The sequence below is a fragment of the Flavobacterium succinicans genome (assembly GCF_001662485.1).
Taxonomy (GTDB): Bacteria; Bacteroidota; Bacteroidia; order Flavobacteriales; family Flavobacteriaceae; genus Flavobacterium; species Flavobacterium succinicans_A.
Window position 1 is genome coordinate 20,837 of the sequence record NZ_JMTM01000014.1, and the last position, 16,181, is coordinate 37,017.

11 protein-coding genes and 1 tRNA gene are annotated in these 16,181 nt (G+C 33.8%); 7 read left to right on the forward strand and 5 right to left on the reverse strand.

Annotated features, from left to right (window positions below):
• Nucleotides 1-182: 182 nt before the first annotated feature.
• The gene (polA, locus tag FLB_RS01855; protein ID WP_064714282.1) at nt 183-3,044 is read right to left on the reverse strand and encodes a DNA polymerase I; all 2,862 of its coding nucleotides are present in this window, start codon (nt 3,042-3,044) and stop codon (nt 183-185) included.
• A 228-nt stretch (nt 3,045-3,272) separates the two neighbouring features.
• Here polA and FLB_RS01860 point away from each other — a divergent pair, with 228 nt between their 5' ends.
• Together FLB_RS01860 and FLB_RS01865 are read left to right on the forward strand one after the other, a co-directional pair.
• Nucleotides 3,273-4,508 (forward strand): metallophosphoesterase, encoded by a 1,236-nt coding sequence (locus tag FLB_RS01860; RefSeq protein ID WP_064714269.1) that lies wholly within the window; start codon nt 3,273-3,275, stop codon nt 4,506-4,508.
• Nucleotides 4,509-4,579: 71 nt separating this feature from the next.
• Nucleotides 4,580-4,876, forward strand: coding sequence for a thioredoxin family protein (locus tag FLB_RS01865; protein WP_064714270.1), 297 nt, complete (start codon nt 4,580-4,582; stop codon nt 4,874-4,876).
• A 58-nt stretch (nt 4,877-4,934) separates the two neighbouring features.
• Here FLB_RS01865 and FLB_RS01870 read toward each other — a convergent pair whose 3' ends face one another.
• Both FLB_RS01870 and FLB_RS01875 read right to left on the reverse strand, forming a co-directional pair.
• Nucleotides 4,935-5,576 (reverse strand): polysaccharide deacetylase family protein, encoded by a 642-nt coding sequence (locus tag FLB_RS01870; protein WP_064714271.1) that lies wholly within the window; start codon nt 5,574-5,576, stop codon nt 4,935-4,937.
• An 80-nt stretch (nt 5,577-5,656) separates the two neighbouring features.
• A complete protein-coding gene (locus tag FLB_RS01875; RefSeq protein ID WP_064714272.1) occupies nt 5,657-8,938 on the reverse strand; it encodes a DUF2723 domain-containing protein in 3,282 nt (1,093 codons plus the stop codon).
• Between the two features lie 237 nt (nt 8,939-9,175).
• On the opposite strand from FLB_RS01875, the gene FLB_RS01880 reads away from it, so the two are divergent.
• Nucleotides 9,176-9,246 (forward strand) — tRNA-Gln (locus FLB_RS01880).
• Nucleotides 9,247-9,307: 61 nt separating this feature from the next.
• On the opposite strand, the gene FLB_RS01885 is transcribed toward FLB_RS01880, so the two are convergent.
• A complete protein-coding gene (locus tag FLB_RS01885; protein ID WP_064714273.1) occupies nt 9,308-10,132 on the reverse strand; it encodes a universal stress protein in 825 nt (274 codons plus the stop codon).
• Between the two features lie 184 nt (nt 10,133-10,316).
• Here FLB_RS01885 and rimP point away from each other — a divergent pair, with 184 nt between their 5' ends.
• From rimP to infB, 3 genes are read left to right on the forward strand one after another with little or no spacing between them, the layout of a single operon-like run.
• Nucleotides 10,317-10,781, forward strand: coding sequence for a ribosome assembly cofactor RimP (gene rimP / locus FLB_RS01890; RefSeq protein ID WP_064714274.1), 465 nt, complete (start codon nt 10,317-10,319; stop codon nt 10,779-10,781).
• 13 nt (nt 10,782-10,794) lie between these two features.
• Nucleotides 10,795-12,048 carry a transcription termination factor NusA gene (nusA, locus tag FLB_RS01895; protein ID WP_064714275.1) on the forward strand — a complete coding sequence of 418 codons (1,254 nt, stop codon included), beginning with the start codon at nt 10,795-10,797 and terminating at the stop codon, nt 12,046-12,048.
• 52 nt (nt 12,049-12,100) lie between these two features.
• Nucleotides 12,101-14,956: a translation initiation factor IF-2 gene (gene infB, locus FLB_RS01900; RefSeq protein ID WP_064714276.1), complete on the forward strand. Its 2,856-nt coding sequence runs from the start codon at nt 12,101-12,103 to the stop codon at nt 14,954-14,956.
• A gap of 392 nt (nt 14,957-15,348) precedes the next feature.
• Here infB and FLB_RS01905 read toward each other — a convergent pair whose 3' ends face one another.
• A complete protein-coding gene (locus FLB_RS01905; protein ID WP_064714277.1) occupies nt 15,349-15,738 on the reverse strand; it encodes a hypothetical protein in 390 nt (129 codons plus the stop codon).
• A gap of 215 nt (nt 15,739-15,953) precedes the next feature.
• On the opposite strand from FLB_RS01905, the gene FLB_RS01910 reads away from it, so the two are divergent.
• On the forward strand, nt 15,954-16,181 hold a 228-nt coding region (locus tag FLB_RS01910; protein ID WP_157490512.1), incomplete at its 3' end, for a c-type cytochrome.

Sequence of the window (16,181 nt, forward strand, 5' to 3'; positions counted from 1 at the left end):
ATTTCAACCAAAGATACATTAATTTTTTTAAAACTATTTTGTTGTACTATTTTGGATGAAATTTTGAAAAATAGTGGGTTTTTTGGGCGGTTCTGTAAAAAATTATGCAAACTTGAAGTCACACAGTTAATGAAACACTACCGTCAAAATATAATTATCTTGACGGTTTTTTAGTGAAGGTATTAATGCGCTTCCAACCAATTTTTACCTAATCCTATTTCAACATCCAATGGAACTGCCATTTTGAAGGCATTCTCCATTTCGTGTTTGATCATGGGTTGTATTTTTTCGAGTTCAGAATTATGTACGTCAAACACCAATTCGTCATGAACTTGTAATAACATTTTGGATTGCCAATTTTCAGAGCTTAGCTTTTTATGAATATTGATCATAGCTATTTTAATAATATCGGCAGCAGAACCTTGGATAGGGGCATTGACAGCGTTTCGTTCTGCTCCTCCACGAACAATGGCGTTGGCAGAATTGATGTCTTTCAAATAACGTCTTCTGCCCGAAATGGTTTCTACATAGCCGTTTTCTCTGGCAAAATCAACCTGTTCTTGTATGAATGATTTTAATCTTGGATAGGTTTTGTAATAGGCTTCGATTAAATCTGCACTTTCTTTTCTAGATAAATTGGTTTGGTTGCTTAATCCAAAAGCCGATACACCATAAATAATTCCGAAGTTCACCGTTTTAGCATGGCTACGTTGTTCTTTGGTTACTTCTTCTAAAGGAACATTAAACACTTTGGCAGCCGTACTTTTATGGATGTCTTCTTTGTTTTGAAAGGCTTTAATCATGTTTTCTTCCCCACATAAAGCGGCGATAATGCGTAATTCTATCTGGGAATAATCCGCAGAAAGTAGTGTGTAATTTTCATCACGTGCGATAAATGCTTTTCTGATTTGTCGTCCTCTTTCAGTACGAATAGGAATGTTTTGCAGGTTAGGGTTGTTAGAACTCAAACGACCAGTTGCGGCAACCGTTTGCATATAATCGGTATGTACTCTTCCTGTTTTTTTGTCTACCTGATTGGGTAAGGCATCAATGTAAGTACTTTGCAGTTTTACCATTTGACGCCATTCGAGGATATCGCGAACAATTTGGTGTTCATGGGCTAAATAAGATAAAACTTCTTCTCCAGTAGCATATTGTCCTGTTTTGGTTTTCTTTTGTTTCGTTCCGCCAATTTTGAGCTTGTCGAATAATATATCGCCTAATTGTTTAGGAGAAGCCAAATTGAATTTCTCACCTGCAGTTTCATAAATTTGTTGTTCAAATGCATCGATTTCTTTTTGCATGTCAATCGACATTTTTTTCAGGAAATCGACATCAAGGTTAATCCCTTCTTTCTCCATATCGGCCAATACTTGTACTAATGGAATTTCGATCTCATCAAATAACTTTTTGGTGCCTACTTTTTCTAAAATTGGTTGAAAATGCTCCTTCAATTGAAAAGTGATGTCAGCATCTTCGGTGGCGTATTCTTTAATCGCCTCCAATGCTACTTGACGCATCGATAACTGGTTCTTTCCTTTTTTGCCAATTAAGGTTTCGATAGATTTTGGACTGTATTTTAGATAGGTTTCAGATAAAATATCCATATTGTGTCGCATATCTGGATTAATCAAATAATGCGCAATCATAGTATCAAACAGTTTTCCTTTGACTTGAATGTTATAATTGGATAAAATTTTCAAATCATATTTCATGTTTTGACCAATCTTCTCGATGGTTTCATTTTCGAAAAAAGGGATGAATTTTTCTATCAATTCCTGAGCTTCTTCTTGGTTTTCGGGAAAAGGAACGTAAAATCCCTTGCCTTTTTCCCATGAAAAAGATAAACCAACTAGTTCGGCATTCAAAGCATCGATTCCTGTCGTTTCAGTGTCAAAGCATACAGAAGTTTGTTGTAATAAATTTTGAAGTAATAATTTTACTGAAAAATCTCCTTGAATGATTTGGTAGAAATGAGGAGTGTCTTCGAGTGTTTGGTAAAACTTATTTAAACCATTTTCGTTGCTATTCTCATCATCAGAGAATCCAAACAAATCCATTTGGTTTTCAGCAGATTTTTTTGACGCAGTCTTTTTTGAAGCTGTTGGATTCGTTTCGTTTCCATTGTCATTTCCATCTATTTCGTCATATTCTTTTCCCGTGCCAAAGAGTTTATCGAATTGTGTTTTCATTTGACGGAATTCCAATTCTTGAAACAAAGCATCTGTTTTTTCTACATCAGGTTTAGACAATTCATAATCGTTGGCATCAAAAGTAACAGGACAATCGAGTAGGATAGTGGCTAGTTTTTTGGATAAAATACCCAACTCTTTGTTTGCTTCAATTTTTGTTTTCATGGCCCCTTTAAGTTGATGTGTATTGGCCAACAAATTTTCTAAGGTGCCATATTCGGCCAAGAATTTCTTAGCGGTTTTTTCTCCAACTCCTGGTAATCCTGGAATGTTATCCGCAGAGTCACCCATCATTCCCAAAAAGTCAATTACTTGTTCTGGTCTTTCAATTTCAAATTTAGCCAAGACCTCTGGAATCCCCCATATTTCAATATCATTCCCCATTCGGGCAGGTTTGTACATAAAAATATTTTCAGAAACTAATTGTGCAAAATCCTTATCGGGAGTAACCATAAATACTTGATAGCCTTCTTTTTCAGCTTGTTTGGCTAAAGTTCCAATCAAATCATCGGCTTCAAAACCTGCTTTTTCAATGATGGGAATATGCATCGCCTTTAGCAATTCTTGAATATAAGGAACGGCAATTTTTATCGCCTCTGGTGTTTCATCGCGATGGGCTTTGTATTCTTGATACATTTCATAACGATAATCACTACCTCCTTTGTCAAAAGCTACTGCCAAGTGATCGGGTTTTTCTCTTCGGATAACATCCATCAAAGAGTTCATGAATCCCATAATGGCCGAGGTATCCATTCCTTTGGAGTTGATTCTAGGATTTTTGATAAAAGCATAGTAGCCACGAAAAATCAAGGCATAGGCATCTAAAAGGAAAAGTCTTTTTTGAGTTGACATGTATTTTGAATCTAAAATTTGAAAGGGTAAAAATAAACAAAGCAATTTGATTTTGTCCATTGCCATTCTTCAAACTCTCGCTTTTGTCTAAAATAATTACTTCTATGGAACGGAAATTAAATTATGCAAGAGAAGTAGGCTTGTTTTTTCTAAAACATAAGTTAAAAAATGAGCAAGGCGATTCATAGCGCCTACTTTCTTTGTTAATTTGTGCTAAATTTTAGAAATATGATATTTCGCTTTTTAGTTTTGTTATTGATTTTGGCGTTTATCGAGGTTTACGCTTTTCAAGCTGTCAAAACAATAACAAAGAATAGGACTTTTTTATGGATATATGCTGTACTTAGTATTGCATTGCTCTTTTATATAATTTACGGTTTCACACAATTTGATCGTTCTGTTGGACAAACACAATCTAGTCTTCGCACTATGGGATTATTATTGTTGGTTTATGTTCCAAAGATTTTAATTACTCTTATCTTGTTGGGAGAAGATGTTTTTAGGATTTTGACAGGAGTGATTAATCATTTTGTAGAAAATAGTAATGAATCTACTTTTTTGCCTTCTCGTAGAAAATTTGTTAGCCAGGTGGGTTTAGGTTTGGCTGCAATTCCATTCTTATCAATGATTTATGGAATTTTTGAAGGGAAATATAATTTTAAAGTCATCAAACAGGCTATTTTTTTTCCTGATTTACCTGATGCTTTTGATGGTTTTACAATCACTCAAATTTCAGATGTTCACAGTGGAAGCTTTGATAATGCGGAAAAAATTCAATATGCCATTGATTTGATTAATGAACAAAAAACAGATTTGATTTTATTTACTGGAGATATTGTAAATACTCATGCCAAAGAGATGCATCCTTGGATTGACACTTTCAATAAAATAAACAAACATGCATTCGGTAAATATGCTGTGCTAGGAAACCATGATTATGGCGAATATGTTACCTGGAAAACAAAAGAAGAAAAAGCTGAGAATTTTGAAGCCATAAAGCAATTGTATAGACAAATAGGTTTTACACTTTTGCTAAACGAGCATACATTTATCGAAAAAGATGGACAAAAAATAGCCTTAGTGGGTGTTGAAAACTGGGGGCATAACTTCAAGCAAGCTGGAGATTTGAACAAAGCTGCTGTGGGTTTAACCAAAGAAGATTTTAAAATTCTTATGAGTCATGACCCAAGCCATTGGGAACATATAGTGAAAAATGATAATAAACATTTTCATCTTACGCTTTCAGGACATACCCATGGCATGCAATTTGGTATAGAAATCCCTGGATATTTTAAATGGAGTTTAGCGCAATACGTTTATAAACAATGGGCTGGTTTATACGAAAATTTAGGAAGATACGTTTATGTTAACCGTGGTTTTGGTTTTCATGCTTATCCTGGGAGAGTGGGTATTATGCCTGAAATAACTGTTATTCAACTAAAAAAAGGAGAAAATCGGGCGTAATTAGTTAAAAATGCTATATTTGCACCGTAATATCTCTGTATAAAGTATTATAAATTAAATATTTTGGTTTTATGTCAAAATTTGGAGAACTTATAAATGCACAAGTTCCTGTGTTAATCGATTTTTACACAGATTGGAACGAATCTTCAGTTTCGATGCATCCAGTTATAAAAGATGTGGCTGCTGCTCTTGGCGATAAGGCCAAGGTGATACGAATTGATGTTGATAAAAATCAAGAATTAGCCGAAGTTTTACGAATTAAAGGATTGCCTACTTTGATGATTTACAAAGAAGGAGTAATGATGTGGAGGCAATCAGGAGAACTAGATGCTAATACGATCATAGGTTTGGTTCAAGAGCAACTATAGTTTTTGAGGCTAAAAAGACTTAGTTTTATTTCATATAAGTAACGGATTTATATTTGAATCATCTTGGAATGACTTCAAATGTAAATCCTTTCTGTTTTAAGTAGTCTATAGTTTTTGGAAGTGCATATTTTAAGTTTTTTTCTGCTTTTAAGCTGTCGTGAAAAACAATGATACTTCCTGATTGAACAGACGAAATTACATTATTTAGACATTTTTCAGGTGTGATTTGTGTATCGAAATCAGCACTTAGTACATCCCACATAATAATTTTATAGCCTAATTCTTTAATTTTTTTTGCTTGCCCTTTTTTGATTCGGCCATAAGGAGGGCGAAAGAGGTAGGGCTGCTTACCCGTGTTTTGGCTAATAATAGCATCACATTTTTTGGTGTTTTCTAAGTAAATTTCTTCGCTATTTTTCCAGCCATTGTAGTGGTCGTTGGTGTGATTGCCAACAGTATGTCCTTCATTAACTAGTTGTTTGAAAAGTTCTGGTTGTGCTTGAATGTTTTTGCCAATGCAAAAAAAAGTAGCTTTGATGTTTTCTTTTTTTAGTAATTCAAGAACCCATTCTGTTATTTCGGGAGTGGGACCATCATCAAAAGTTAAATAAATACAATTGTTTTTATTAGGGAGATCCCAGATATAATTGGAAAAATACGTTTTAATGAGGGCATTGGTTTTAATCCAATAGAATGACATATTCTTTTTTTTAATTTTAAAGATAAAAAAAATGTAGCATAAACTAGTTATGCTACATTTATCAGAAGGTGTTTTTTGTGTTATTCTTTTTCTCTACCAAATCTTTCAAAAATAGTGATATAGGTATTAAATTGCACTTTGTTTTTATTGTAAAAATCCAAATCTCCACTTTCTTTCATTACTAATAACAAACTTCTGTAGCGTTCGATATCTGTAATGATATCAATAGCAATATCTGATTGTTCGGAAGGAGGTAAGGTGCTGTAATATTTGAGGTTTTCTTTGTACTTCCCAATTAATTTTAACAATAAATCTTGTGCTTTTGCTTTTTCGTTAATGTCATAATATCCTTTGGCAAAAGGTTCAACTAAGGAGTAATAGCCAAATTTGTCCAAGGGCATTTTGGTCATTGCTAATTCTATGATATTTTTTGCTTTTTCTTTTTTGCCTTCCAAAATCAATTGATTCATTAATCTTGACAAGTAAGAGCGATAAGTTATACTGTTTTTTCTAGTTTCAGGGTCATGATAAATAGTAAGGCTTTCGCTATTTCCCCAATCCCATTTCATCACATTTTTGTACATTTTATCACTATCAATTCCTCCCATTTCTAATGGACTTGCATCTTTTGGGATAACAGTTTTGATAGGAACCAATTTATAAGTCATTCCGTCCAATTGAAGGTAATTTTTCATCCAAAGAAAATCTTCATCGTCATAGGCGCCACCACTAAAATAAATAGGTCTTTTCCAGTTGTTGTTTGCGATTAAATCAAGCATCATCAATCGGTTTTTGTATAAAGCACGACCTTTCATGTCAATATCTATATAAGGCACTATTGAGTCGTATTGTTTTGGGGACACCACCTTATTTTTGATAACAGCTTCTTTGTCAACAGCAAGCCTGATTTTATTTGTTGGGTAAAAATGAATTGATTGACCATTGTCCATCTCAACAATTGATTTTGGGTTTTTGATAAAAGTAATCATGTCTTTGATGTCCCATCTGTTTTCAATTTTTGGAATATGAGCTACATAATCTAGTTTGTCACCTACATAGTCTTCATGATTAAACGATATCGGCAAAGGTTCTGATTCATATGCTTTTCGTTTCATTTGGTCAATGTACCAATCAGTCATAAACAGACTTGTATTCACAATTCGAATATCGGTTCTTACTTTCTCAATTTCTTGAGCGTACCATAAAGGGAAAGTGTCATTGTCTCCAATGGTAAACAAAATCGCGTTTTTGTCACACGAATTCAGGTAAGCCTTAGCCATTGCGACTGCAGTATATTTGTTTGAACGATCATGATCATCCCAGTTTTGAGAAGCCATTAAAACTGGTGCGGCTAGCAAACTTCCTGCGATAATAATTGGCCCAGCTATTTTTGGAGCTAAGTATTTTTGAAGACTTTCATAGAGAGCATAAACGCCAAATCCAATCCAAATAGCAAAAACATAAAAGGATCCTACTAAGGCATAGTCTCTTTCTCTTGGTTCAAATGGGCGTTCGTTTAGATAAATTTTAAGCGCAAAACCTGTAAACAAGAATAATACTAAAAGAACATAAAAGCTTTTCAGGTCTTTGTTCGCATGGTACATTAAGCCAATTAAGCCAAGGATAAAAGGTAGGAAGTAATAAGTGTTTCTCCCTTTATTATTTAATACATCCGAAGGTAAGTTGTCTTGTGATCCAAGATGAATGGAGTCCATAAATGAAATGCCACTAAGCCAATTACCATCAAGATTGTCATATTTACCTTGAATGTCGTTTTGCCTTCCTACGAAATTCCACATCAAATATCTCCAATACATGTAGCCAAATTGGTATTCGAACATAAACGTAAAATTGTCTACTGTGGTTGGTTTGTCTATGATCAAATAGTCGCCGTAGCTTTTTAGGAATTTAATGTAACCACTATTGTCAATTTGTTTTTGAGCGTAAGCACTTCTAAATTCTGCAACAATTTTTTCTATTTCATTTCGAACTTGTGCGGTAGCTTTATTTAAATCTTCTTCGCTTAACTGACTCGGATCAATGCCGTATTTTACCAAATCTTCTTCATAAGGATAGTTAGGGTTTAGTCTAAAAGCGGGTGGATTGGTAAAATTAATGTAGTTTTCAATATGATCTGCACTTCTCATACGTGGCAAAATAGTTTTGTGATTATCATCACTATTTTGTTCAGCATTTTTAAAGTTATTGACTATAACGTATTTGCCGCTTTTGTAATCTCTTTCATAATTGGGAGCCTTGTCTAAATAGGGGTTGTTAGGATCAAGACCCGCAAAAGTTTCGGTGTATTGTGATCCATAGAACAAAGGGCTTGCGCCATATTGCTCTCTGTTGTAATAGGCTAATACCTCTCTTGCATCGGATGGTTTATTTTCGTTGATAACTACATTAGCATTGGCTCTAATGGGTAACATCATCCAAGTTGAAAAGCCAATTAAAATAAATAAAATGCAAAGAATTATGGTGTTGTAAAAAACCAATCCTTTTTGGCGAGTGTATTTTAATCCAAAGTAGAAGAATAAACCAAATAATATGGCAACAAAAATAGTCCCTGAATCAAATGGCATTCCTAGAGAATTAACCATAAACACTTCTGTTTTTCCGAAGAAAGCCATGGTTAATGGAAGAAGTAATTTGAAAATGAATAATAATACAGATATTACTACAATATTAGCAATAATGAAATTTTTAATAGTGACCTTTTCATAATGTTTGAAATAATATAAAAATCCAATAGCAGGAATAGTAAGTAAGGCCATAAAGTGAACACCAAATGATAACCCAATTACTAATGAGATAATGAGGAGCCATTTGTTTCCTTTTGGTTTATCCATGTCTTGTTCCCAACGCAAACCTAACCAAAATAACAGAGCGATTAACAAAGAAGCCATCGCATAAACCTCTGCTTCGACTGCGTTATACCAAAAACTATCTGAAAAAGTATAAGCAAGAGTACCAACAAAAGAACTTCCTAAGATTACGATATTATTAGCAGTATTGATTTCTGAAACACGAGCAATTATTTTTTTTAAAATCATTGAGCTAGACCAGAACATAAACAATATGGTAAAGGCACTTGAAAATACAGATAACATATTTACCATTAGCGCAACATGTTGGTCGTTTGAAGCAAACATGGCAAAGAAAGCACCCATCATTTGAAAAAGTGGGGCTCCAGGAGGGTGACCAACTTCCAGTTTAGCGGCGGTTGCAATGTATTCTCCACAATCCCAAAAACTCATAGTGGGTTCTACCGTTAATGAGTAAGTAATTAAAGCAATGCCGAAAGCAATCCAGCCTAAAATGGTATTCCATTTATTAAAGTTGAAAGAGGTCTTATCCATGAATTTTTATAGAGTTTGATTTCAATTACAAAGAAAATGTTTTTTTGTGTAACGTAACAAGCATTAACATTATTTTCTGCAAAAGTATTGGAATGTTACAAGTTTCTGAAAACTAGAGTTTTTGGTTTTTTTTGATTTCGATTTGTAAATTATTTTCATTTTTTTTGAATAAAACTGCCTTAAAAATTTGTACAACTTAAAATTTGTATTAAATTTGCACTCGCTTAATCGCACTGCTGGTCTATGGTGTAATGGTAACACAACTGTTTTTGGTGCAGTCTTTCTAGGTTCGAGTCCTAGTAGACCAACAAAAAAGCCTCTCAATCGAGAGGCTTTTTTTTATGCCTCATTTTCATGAGGCATTTTGTTTTAGAGCTTAAAAGTTAAAACTGGTTTTTGAGTGTGGTTCACAATATCCTCTGTGATGCTTCCATTAAAAAAATGTGCCAAGCCTGTTCTGCCATGTGTGTAAATGCAAATTAAGTCTGCATTGATTTTATTAGCGAAATTTAGAATCCCTTTTTCTATATTGGACTCATTGTAGATAGTAATGCTAAAATTACTAAGTGCAAACTCGTGCGCAAAAGCTTCCATGGTTGCGGTTGCGGCGTCCGTGGTCTTAAAGCTATTAGGAGTGCAAATGGTTACTAGGTTAATCTTTGCGTCTAATTTACTTGCGATGTCTTTCATTTTTAAGAAAGGAACTTTAGTTTCGTTAGAGAAATCTGAGGCGAAAACTATTTCTTTTGGAGAAAATTCGCCTTCGTCTTTTTTGATAACTAATACAGGGACATCTGATAAACGCACAACTTTTTCGGTAGTAGAGCCAATAAAAATTTCTTCAACACCAGAAGAGCCGTGGGATCCCATAACAATTAGATCTACTTCGTTTTTTTGGGTAAATCGTAAGATGCCATCGAAAGCTTTTTCAAATTGAATAAATTCTGTAACTTCAATTCCATCAAGATAAGGGCGATCAAAAATTTCTGCAAAAGTGTCTTTAGCTTTTTGAATAAAAAACATCACTTCTGGAATGCTTTTTCCGCTTGAAATAGCATCGCTCATTTGGTTAGGAAGTTCTAGCATGTGAAGTAATAGAATTTCAGCATTGTGTTTTTTGGCTAATTGAGCAGCTGCTTTCAATGCGTTTTCGGCATAAATTGAAAAGTCGGTTGGGACTAAAATCCGTTTCATGAGTAGATTGGGTTTAATTGTAAGAAAATCCTTTTTTTAAAAGGCTATAGTAAAGATAAGATTTTTTTTTACCGTATTCAAATAAAATGATTTGTAAAAAAACACTATATTTGCACCGTTATTTATTAAAAGTTAAGTAATGAGGGGACTAATGTCCCCTCTTTTTATAAAATAGTTATAAAATATGACATTTAAAGAAAAAGTAAATGCATTGGTTGAAGAAGCTTTATCGGAAAGGACTTCTGTTTTTTTAATCGATTTAACTATAACAGATGCATGTAAGATAATAGTTTCGCTAGATGGAGATAATGGAGTTGCTCTTCAGGATTGTATAGATATTAGTCGTGCAATTGAAAATAATTTAGACCGTGAAGAACAGGATTTTTCTCTCGAAGTTGCTTCAGTTGGCGTAGGTTCTCCATTAAAAATGATTCGTCAGTATAAAAAAAATGTGGGCAGAACACTAATTGTTAAGACAGAAACGGAAATTATTGAGGCAGAATTAGTTGAAGCTAACGATGTTTTTATAATTTTGTCATGGAAAGCAAGAGAGCCAAAAAAAGTAGGAAAAGGAAAGGAGACTGTTCAAAGAGAACTGAAGTTGCCTTACGCAGATATTAAAGAAGCAATTGTTACAGTAACATTTTAATTAAAGAATTCGCATGGAAAATTTAGCATTAATCGATTCATTTTCAGAGTTTAAAGATGATAAACTTATTGATCGTGTAACGCTTATGGCAATTTTAGAGGATGTATTTAGAAATGCATTGAAAAAGAAATATGGTTCAGATGATAACTTCGATATTATTATAAATCCTGATAAAGGAGATATGGAGATTTGGAGAAGAAGAGTCATTGTTGCTGATGAGGATTTGGATTTCGAAAATGAAGAAATTACTTTAACAGAAGCTCGTAAGATTGAAGCCGACTTTGAAATTGGTGAAGAAGTATCTGAAGAGGTTAAATTAATCGATTTAGGAAGAAGAGCAATCTTGGCTTTGCGTCAAAATTTGATTTCAAAGATACACGAACACGACAATACCAATCTTTACAAACAATTTAAAGATATTATTGGAGATATATACACTGCCGAGGTACATCATGTGCGTCCAAGAGTTGTAATTTTGGTAGATGATGAAGGAAATGAGATTGTTTTACCAAAAGAAAAACAAATCCCTTCGGATTTCTTCAGAAAAGGAGATAATGTACGTGGGATTATTGAAAGTGTAGAGCTAAAAGGAAATAAACCTCAAATCATTATGTCTAGAACTTCTGATAAGTTTTTAGAAAAATTGTTTGAACAAGAAATCCCTGAAGTTTTCGATGGTTTAATCATGGTGAAAAATGTGGTTAGGATTCCTGGAGAAAAAGCAAAAGTTGCCGTTGACTCTTATGACGATAGAATTGATCCTGTAGGTGCTTGTGTGGGTATGAAAGGGTCTCGTATTCACGGAATTGTAAGGGAGTTAGGAAACGAAAACATTGATGTAATCAATTATACAAATAATATTCAATTATTTATAACAAGAGCATTGAGTCCCGCTAAAGTGTCTTCTATTAAAATTAATGAAGAAACAAAACGTGCAGAAGTGTTTTTGAAATTAGAAGAGGTTTCTAAAGCAATTGGACGTGGTGGACACAATATTAAATTAGCAGGAATGCTTACGGGTTATGAATTAGATGTAATTCGTGAAGGTGATATTGCTGGTGCTACAGCTGATGAGGACGATGTTGAATTGACTGAGTTTTCAGATGAAATAGAAGACTGGGTAATAGAAGAATTTGCGAAAATTGGTTTGGATACTGCGAAAAGTATTTTGAAACAAGAAGTAGAAGATTTAGTTAGAAGAACAGATCTAGAAGAAGAAACAATTCTAGATGTAATGAGAATTTTGAAAGAAGAATTCGATAGTTAAATCTATATTCTTCCAACAACACAACAAAAAAAGGTAATAATAAAAAGGTTTTATGTCTGAAGAGAGAATAATTAGAATAAACAAAGTTTTAAGGGAATTGAATATTTCTTTAGAAAGAGCTGTGGATTATCTTAAGGATAAAGGAATTGCTATTGAGTCAAATCCAAACACAAAAATTTCTGAAGATGTATACAATGTCTTGTGCGGTCAGTTTGCTGGTGACAAAGGGAATAAAGAGGCGTCGAAAGAAGTAGGTGAGGAAAAAAGAAAGGAAAAAGAAGCGTTGCGTATCGAGCGTGAAAAGGAAATCGAAAACAAACGCAAAGCAGACGAAGAACGTTTAAGACAACAAGAAATTATTAAAGCAAGAGCTGTGGTTACAGGTCCTGTTCAAGTAGGTAAAATTGATCTTAATCCGAAAAAAGTTGCTCCTGTTTCTAATCCAACTGTTGCTGTAGAAAAGCCAGAAGTTCCAGCTGTAAAAGCAACTGAACCTGTAGTTGAAACTAAACCTATTTCTCCAGAAAAACCTTCAACAGACCAACCAGTTGCGAAGCCAATTGCTGGTATTAAAGAAAAAGAAGTAGTTAAAGAAGTAACTCCAGCTGTAGAGAAAACTCCTTCAGCGCCTGTTGCTCCTGTTTCAGACGAACCAGTTGAGGAAACTATTACAACGCAATACCAAAAGTTGTCAGGAACTACACTTACAGGTCAAATAATTGATTTATCTCAATTCAATAAGCCTAAAAAGAAAAAAGAAGATCCAAAGATTACTCCAAACAAACCTGGTACTCCTGGGGCTGCTGGAGCAAACAATGCCAATAAAAATAAGCGTAAAAGAATAGCGCCTAAACCAGGTGCTCCTAAACCGCCAACTACACCAGGTGCTCCAAATCCAAATAAAATCACTCCCAATACAGGTGGTGGGTTTAATGCGAATAGAAGTGCAAGACCTGGATTTGTAAAAGGAAATCGTCCTGCTATTGTGGCTAAAGTTGAGCCTACAGAGGAAGAAGTAAAAAATCAAATTCGCGAGACTCTTGAAAAACTTCAAGGAAAAGGTGGAAAATCTAAAGCGGCTAAATACCGTAGAGAAAAAAGAGAAACGCATCGTCAAAAAACAGATGACGAACAAAGAGCATTAGATGAGGGAAGCAAAACAATCAAGGTAACTGAGTTTGTTACTGTTGGTGAAATTGCGATTATGATGGATGTGCCAATTACTAAAGTTATAGGTACTTGTATGTCTCTTGGAATCATGGTAACCATGAATCAACGTTTAGATGCGGAAACTTTGACTATTGTTTGTGATGAATTTGGATATGAAGTGGAATTTATCACTGTTGATATTGAAGAAGCAATTCAAGTAGTTGAAGATAAAGAGGAGGATTTAGTAACACGTGCTCCTATTGTTACCGTAATGGGTCACGTCGATCACGGAAAAACATCTTTGCTGGATTATATTCGTAAAGAAAATGTAATTGCAGGTGAGTCTGGAGGTATTACACAGCACATTGGGGCTTATGGAGTAACTTTAGATAACGGACAAAAAATTGCCTTTTTAGATACGCCAGGTCACGAAGCTTTTACCGCGATGCGTGCACGTGGAGCTCAAGTTACAGATATTGCAATTATTGTTATTGCAGCAGATGATGATATCATGCCACAAACGAAAGAGGCTATTTCTCACGCTCAAGCTGCTGGTGTTCCAATTATATTTGCTATTAATAAAATTGATAAACCAAATGCTAATCCTGATAAAGTAAAAGAAAGATTGGCTGGTATGAACCTTTTGGTAGAAGACTGGGGTGGAAAAATTCAATCTCATGACATTTCTGCTAAAGTAGGTACTGGTGTAAAAGAATTGCTTGAAAAAGTATTGTTAGAAGCTGAAATATTAGATTTAAAATCTAATCCAAATAAACCTGCTCAAGGAACTGTTGTTGAAGCCTTTTTAGATAAGGGTAAAGGATATGTTTCGACTATCTTGGTGCAGCACGGTACATTAAGAGTAGGGGATTATATGTTGGCAGGTAAGCATCATGGAAAAATTAAAGCGATGCATGACGAACGTGGACATGTAGTAAAAGAAGCTGGGCCTTCAACACCTGTTTCAGTTTTAGGTTTAGATGGTGCTGCAACAGCCGGTGATAAGTTTAATGTTTTTGAAGACGAAAAAGAAGCAAAACAAATTGCAGCTAAACGTTCTCAATTAATGCGTGAACAATCGGTAAGAACACAACGTCATATTACTCTTGATGAGATAGGACGAAGAATTGCTTTAGGTCAATTTAAAGAGCTTAACATTATTCTTAAAGGAGATGTGGATGGTTCAGTTGAAGCATTATCGGATTCATTCTCGAAATTGTCTACTGATGAAATTCAAATCAATATTATACATAAAGGAGTTGGAGCTATTACTGAAACAGATGTAATGCTTGCTTCTGCATCGGATGCAATTATCATTGGATTTAACGTTCGTCCTGCTGGAAATGCAAGACAGTTAGCTGATAAAGAAGAAATAGATATCCGTTATTATTCTATTATCTATGCTGCTATCGATGACTTGAAAGATGCGATGGAAGGAATGTTAGCGCCTGAAATGAAAGAAGAAGTTTTAGGAACTGCTGAAATTAGAGAGATTTTCAAAATATCTAAAGTAGGTTCTATTGCTGGTAGTATGGTTATGGATGGTAAGATTACTAAAAATTCAAAAATCAGAATTGTTAGAGAGGGTGTTGTAATTTTTGAAGGAGAACTTTTAGCGTTGAAACGATTTAAAGATGATGTGAAAGAGGTTGCTAAAGGATATGATTGTGGTATTCAAATCAAAGGATTTAATGATATTGAAGAACGTGATGTTATAGAAGCTTATCATGAAGTTGCAATCAAAAAGAAATTGAAATAATTGTATTTATACGAAACAAAAGCCTCAAATTATTGAGGCTTTTTTTATACAAATTGAAGTTTTTTTTGGCCAAAAATCCGCATTTGACTTCTTTTCTAAATTGAATTATTCAATAAAAAAAAATCAAATATTATTTTTGAATAAGAAAAACAATGTTCAAAGAATGTCTTATTAAAAAGACATAATCCAATGAACGTATACTTTTGTGTTTTGAATTCAAAAACAGGAGTAAGTTTTTGTTTTGAAGATTATCGAGGATTGCGTTTGAACTAAATAGAAATGTGCTAACAAATGAAATTGATTCACAGAACTCCGCCAAAAAAAAACATAAAAATGATAAAGTAATTAAGTTATTGTAGATTTATAATGAGGAATTTGAGTTTGATTACTTTCTATTTTGAAGGTTTGATTAAAAGTATATTCTTGTATTTTTTTTGAAATTCAATCATGTTCCTTTCAGCTTCCATTCTGGTTCTATAATTTCCAACCCATACTTTGTAGTTTGGGGTTTGAAAAATGATGGTTGCATCAACGTTTTTATATTCCATTTTGAAGTCGTTTAGCGTTTTTTTAGCAGGATCACTTGCTCCGCTAAAAATTTGAATTTTGTATCGGTCATTTATTGATAATGAGGTGTTTATTTTTATTTTTTCATTCATTAACTGATCTACTTTTGGATCCTGATTTGGTATCGTTTTTTTTGATTGAGCACTTAATTTCGCTATCGATGTAGTGATTGCAAATACAAGAATAATTGATGTTTTGATTGAGATTATTTTCATAACTAATTGGTTTTTATGCAAAAGTACTACTAAAACTAATTGTTAGATATAAAAATATTATTTAGAATTAATATAAATTGAATTTAAGACTATTTTAAGGTTTTGTGAATAGTTCTTAAGTCGTATTTTTGTCCGAGTTTTTAAATAAAGGTTGTTTTGCTGTGTGTGAAATATAGATAAAATAATCAAATTTTAGTAGATAATCATTATATAATATGAAAAAGGTGGGTAACCATAATTCGATCACTAGGAAATTGTTGTTTAGTTTAGGACTAGCGTTAATTTTCTCCTTATCTTCATTAGCTCAAGATGCGGCTCCGGCTCCAGATGCTGCTGCAGCAGCTCCAGCAACAACATCAGGTGGAGATCCTGTCAAAGGGAAAGAACTATTTAATGCTAATTGTGCGGCTTGTCATAAATTAGATGCTAAAGCTACAGGTCCT

What these genes read in the sequence shown, in the direction of transcription:
- FLB_RS01905 (WP_064714277.1), bottom strand. Translation starts at nt 15,738, where the DNA reads ATGAAAATAATCTCAATCAAAACATCAATTATTCTTGTATTTGCAATC.
- FLB_RS01860 (WP_064714269.1), top strand. Translation starts at nt 3,273, where the DNA reads ATGATATTTCGCTTTTTAGTTTTGTTATTGATTTTGGCGTTTATCGAG.
- polA (WP_064714282.1), bottom strand. Translation starts at nt 3,044, where the DNA reads ATGTCAACTCAAAAAAGACTTTTCCTTTTAGATGCCTATGCCTTGATT.
- FLB_RS01870 (WP_064714271.1), bottom strand. Translation starts at nt 5,576, where the DNA reads ATGTCATTCTATTGGATTAAAACCAATGCCCTCATTAAAACGTATTTT.
- nusA (WP_064714275.1), top strand. Translation starts at nt 10,795, where the DNA reads ATGGAAAATTTAGCATTAATCGATTCATTTTCAGAGTTTAAAGATGAT.
- rimP (WP_064714274.1), top strand. Translation starts at nt 10,317, where the DNA reads ATGACATTTAAAGAAAAAGTAAATGCATTGGTTGAAGAAGCTTTATCG.
- FLB_RS01875 (WP_064714272.1), bottom strand. Translation starts at nt 8,938, where the DNA reads ATGGATAAGACCTCTTTCAACTTTAATAAATGGAATACCATTTTAGGC.
- FLB_RS01865 (WP_064714270.1), top strand. Translation starts at nt 4,580, where the DNA reads ATGTCAAAATTTGGAGAACTTATAAATGCACAAGTTCCTGTGTTAATC.
- infB (WP_064714276.1), top strand. Translation starts at nt 12,101, where the DNA reads ATGTCTGAAGAGAGAATAATTAGAATAAACAAAGTTTTAAGGGAATTG.
- FLB_RS01885 (WP_064714273.1), bottom strand. Translation starts at nt 10,132, where the DNA reads ATGAAACGGATTTTAGTCCCAACCGACTTTTCAATTTATGCCGAAAAC.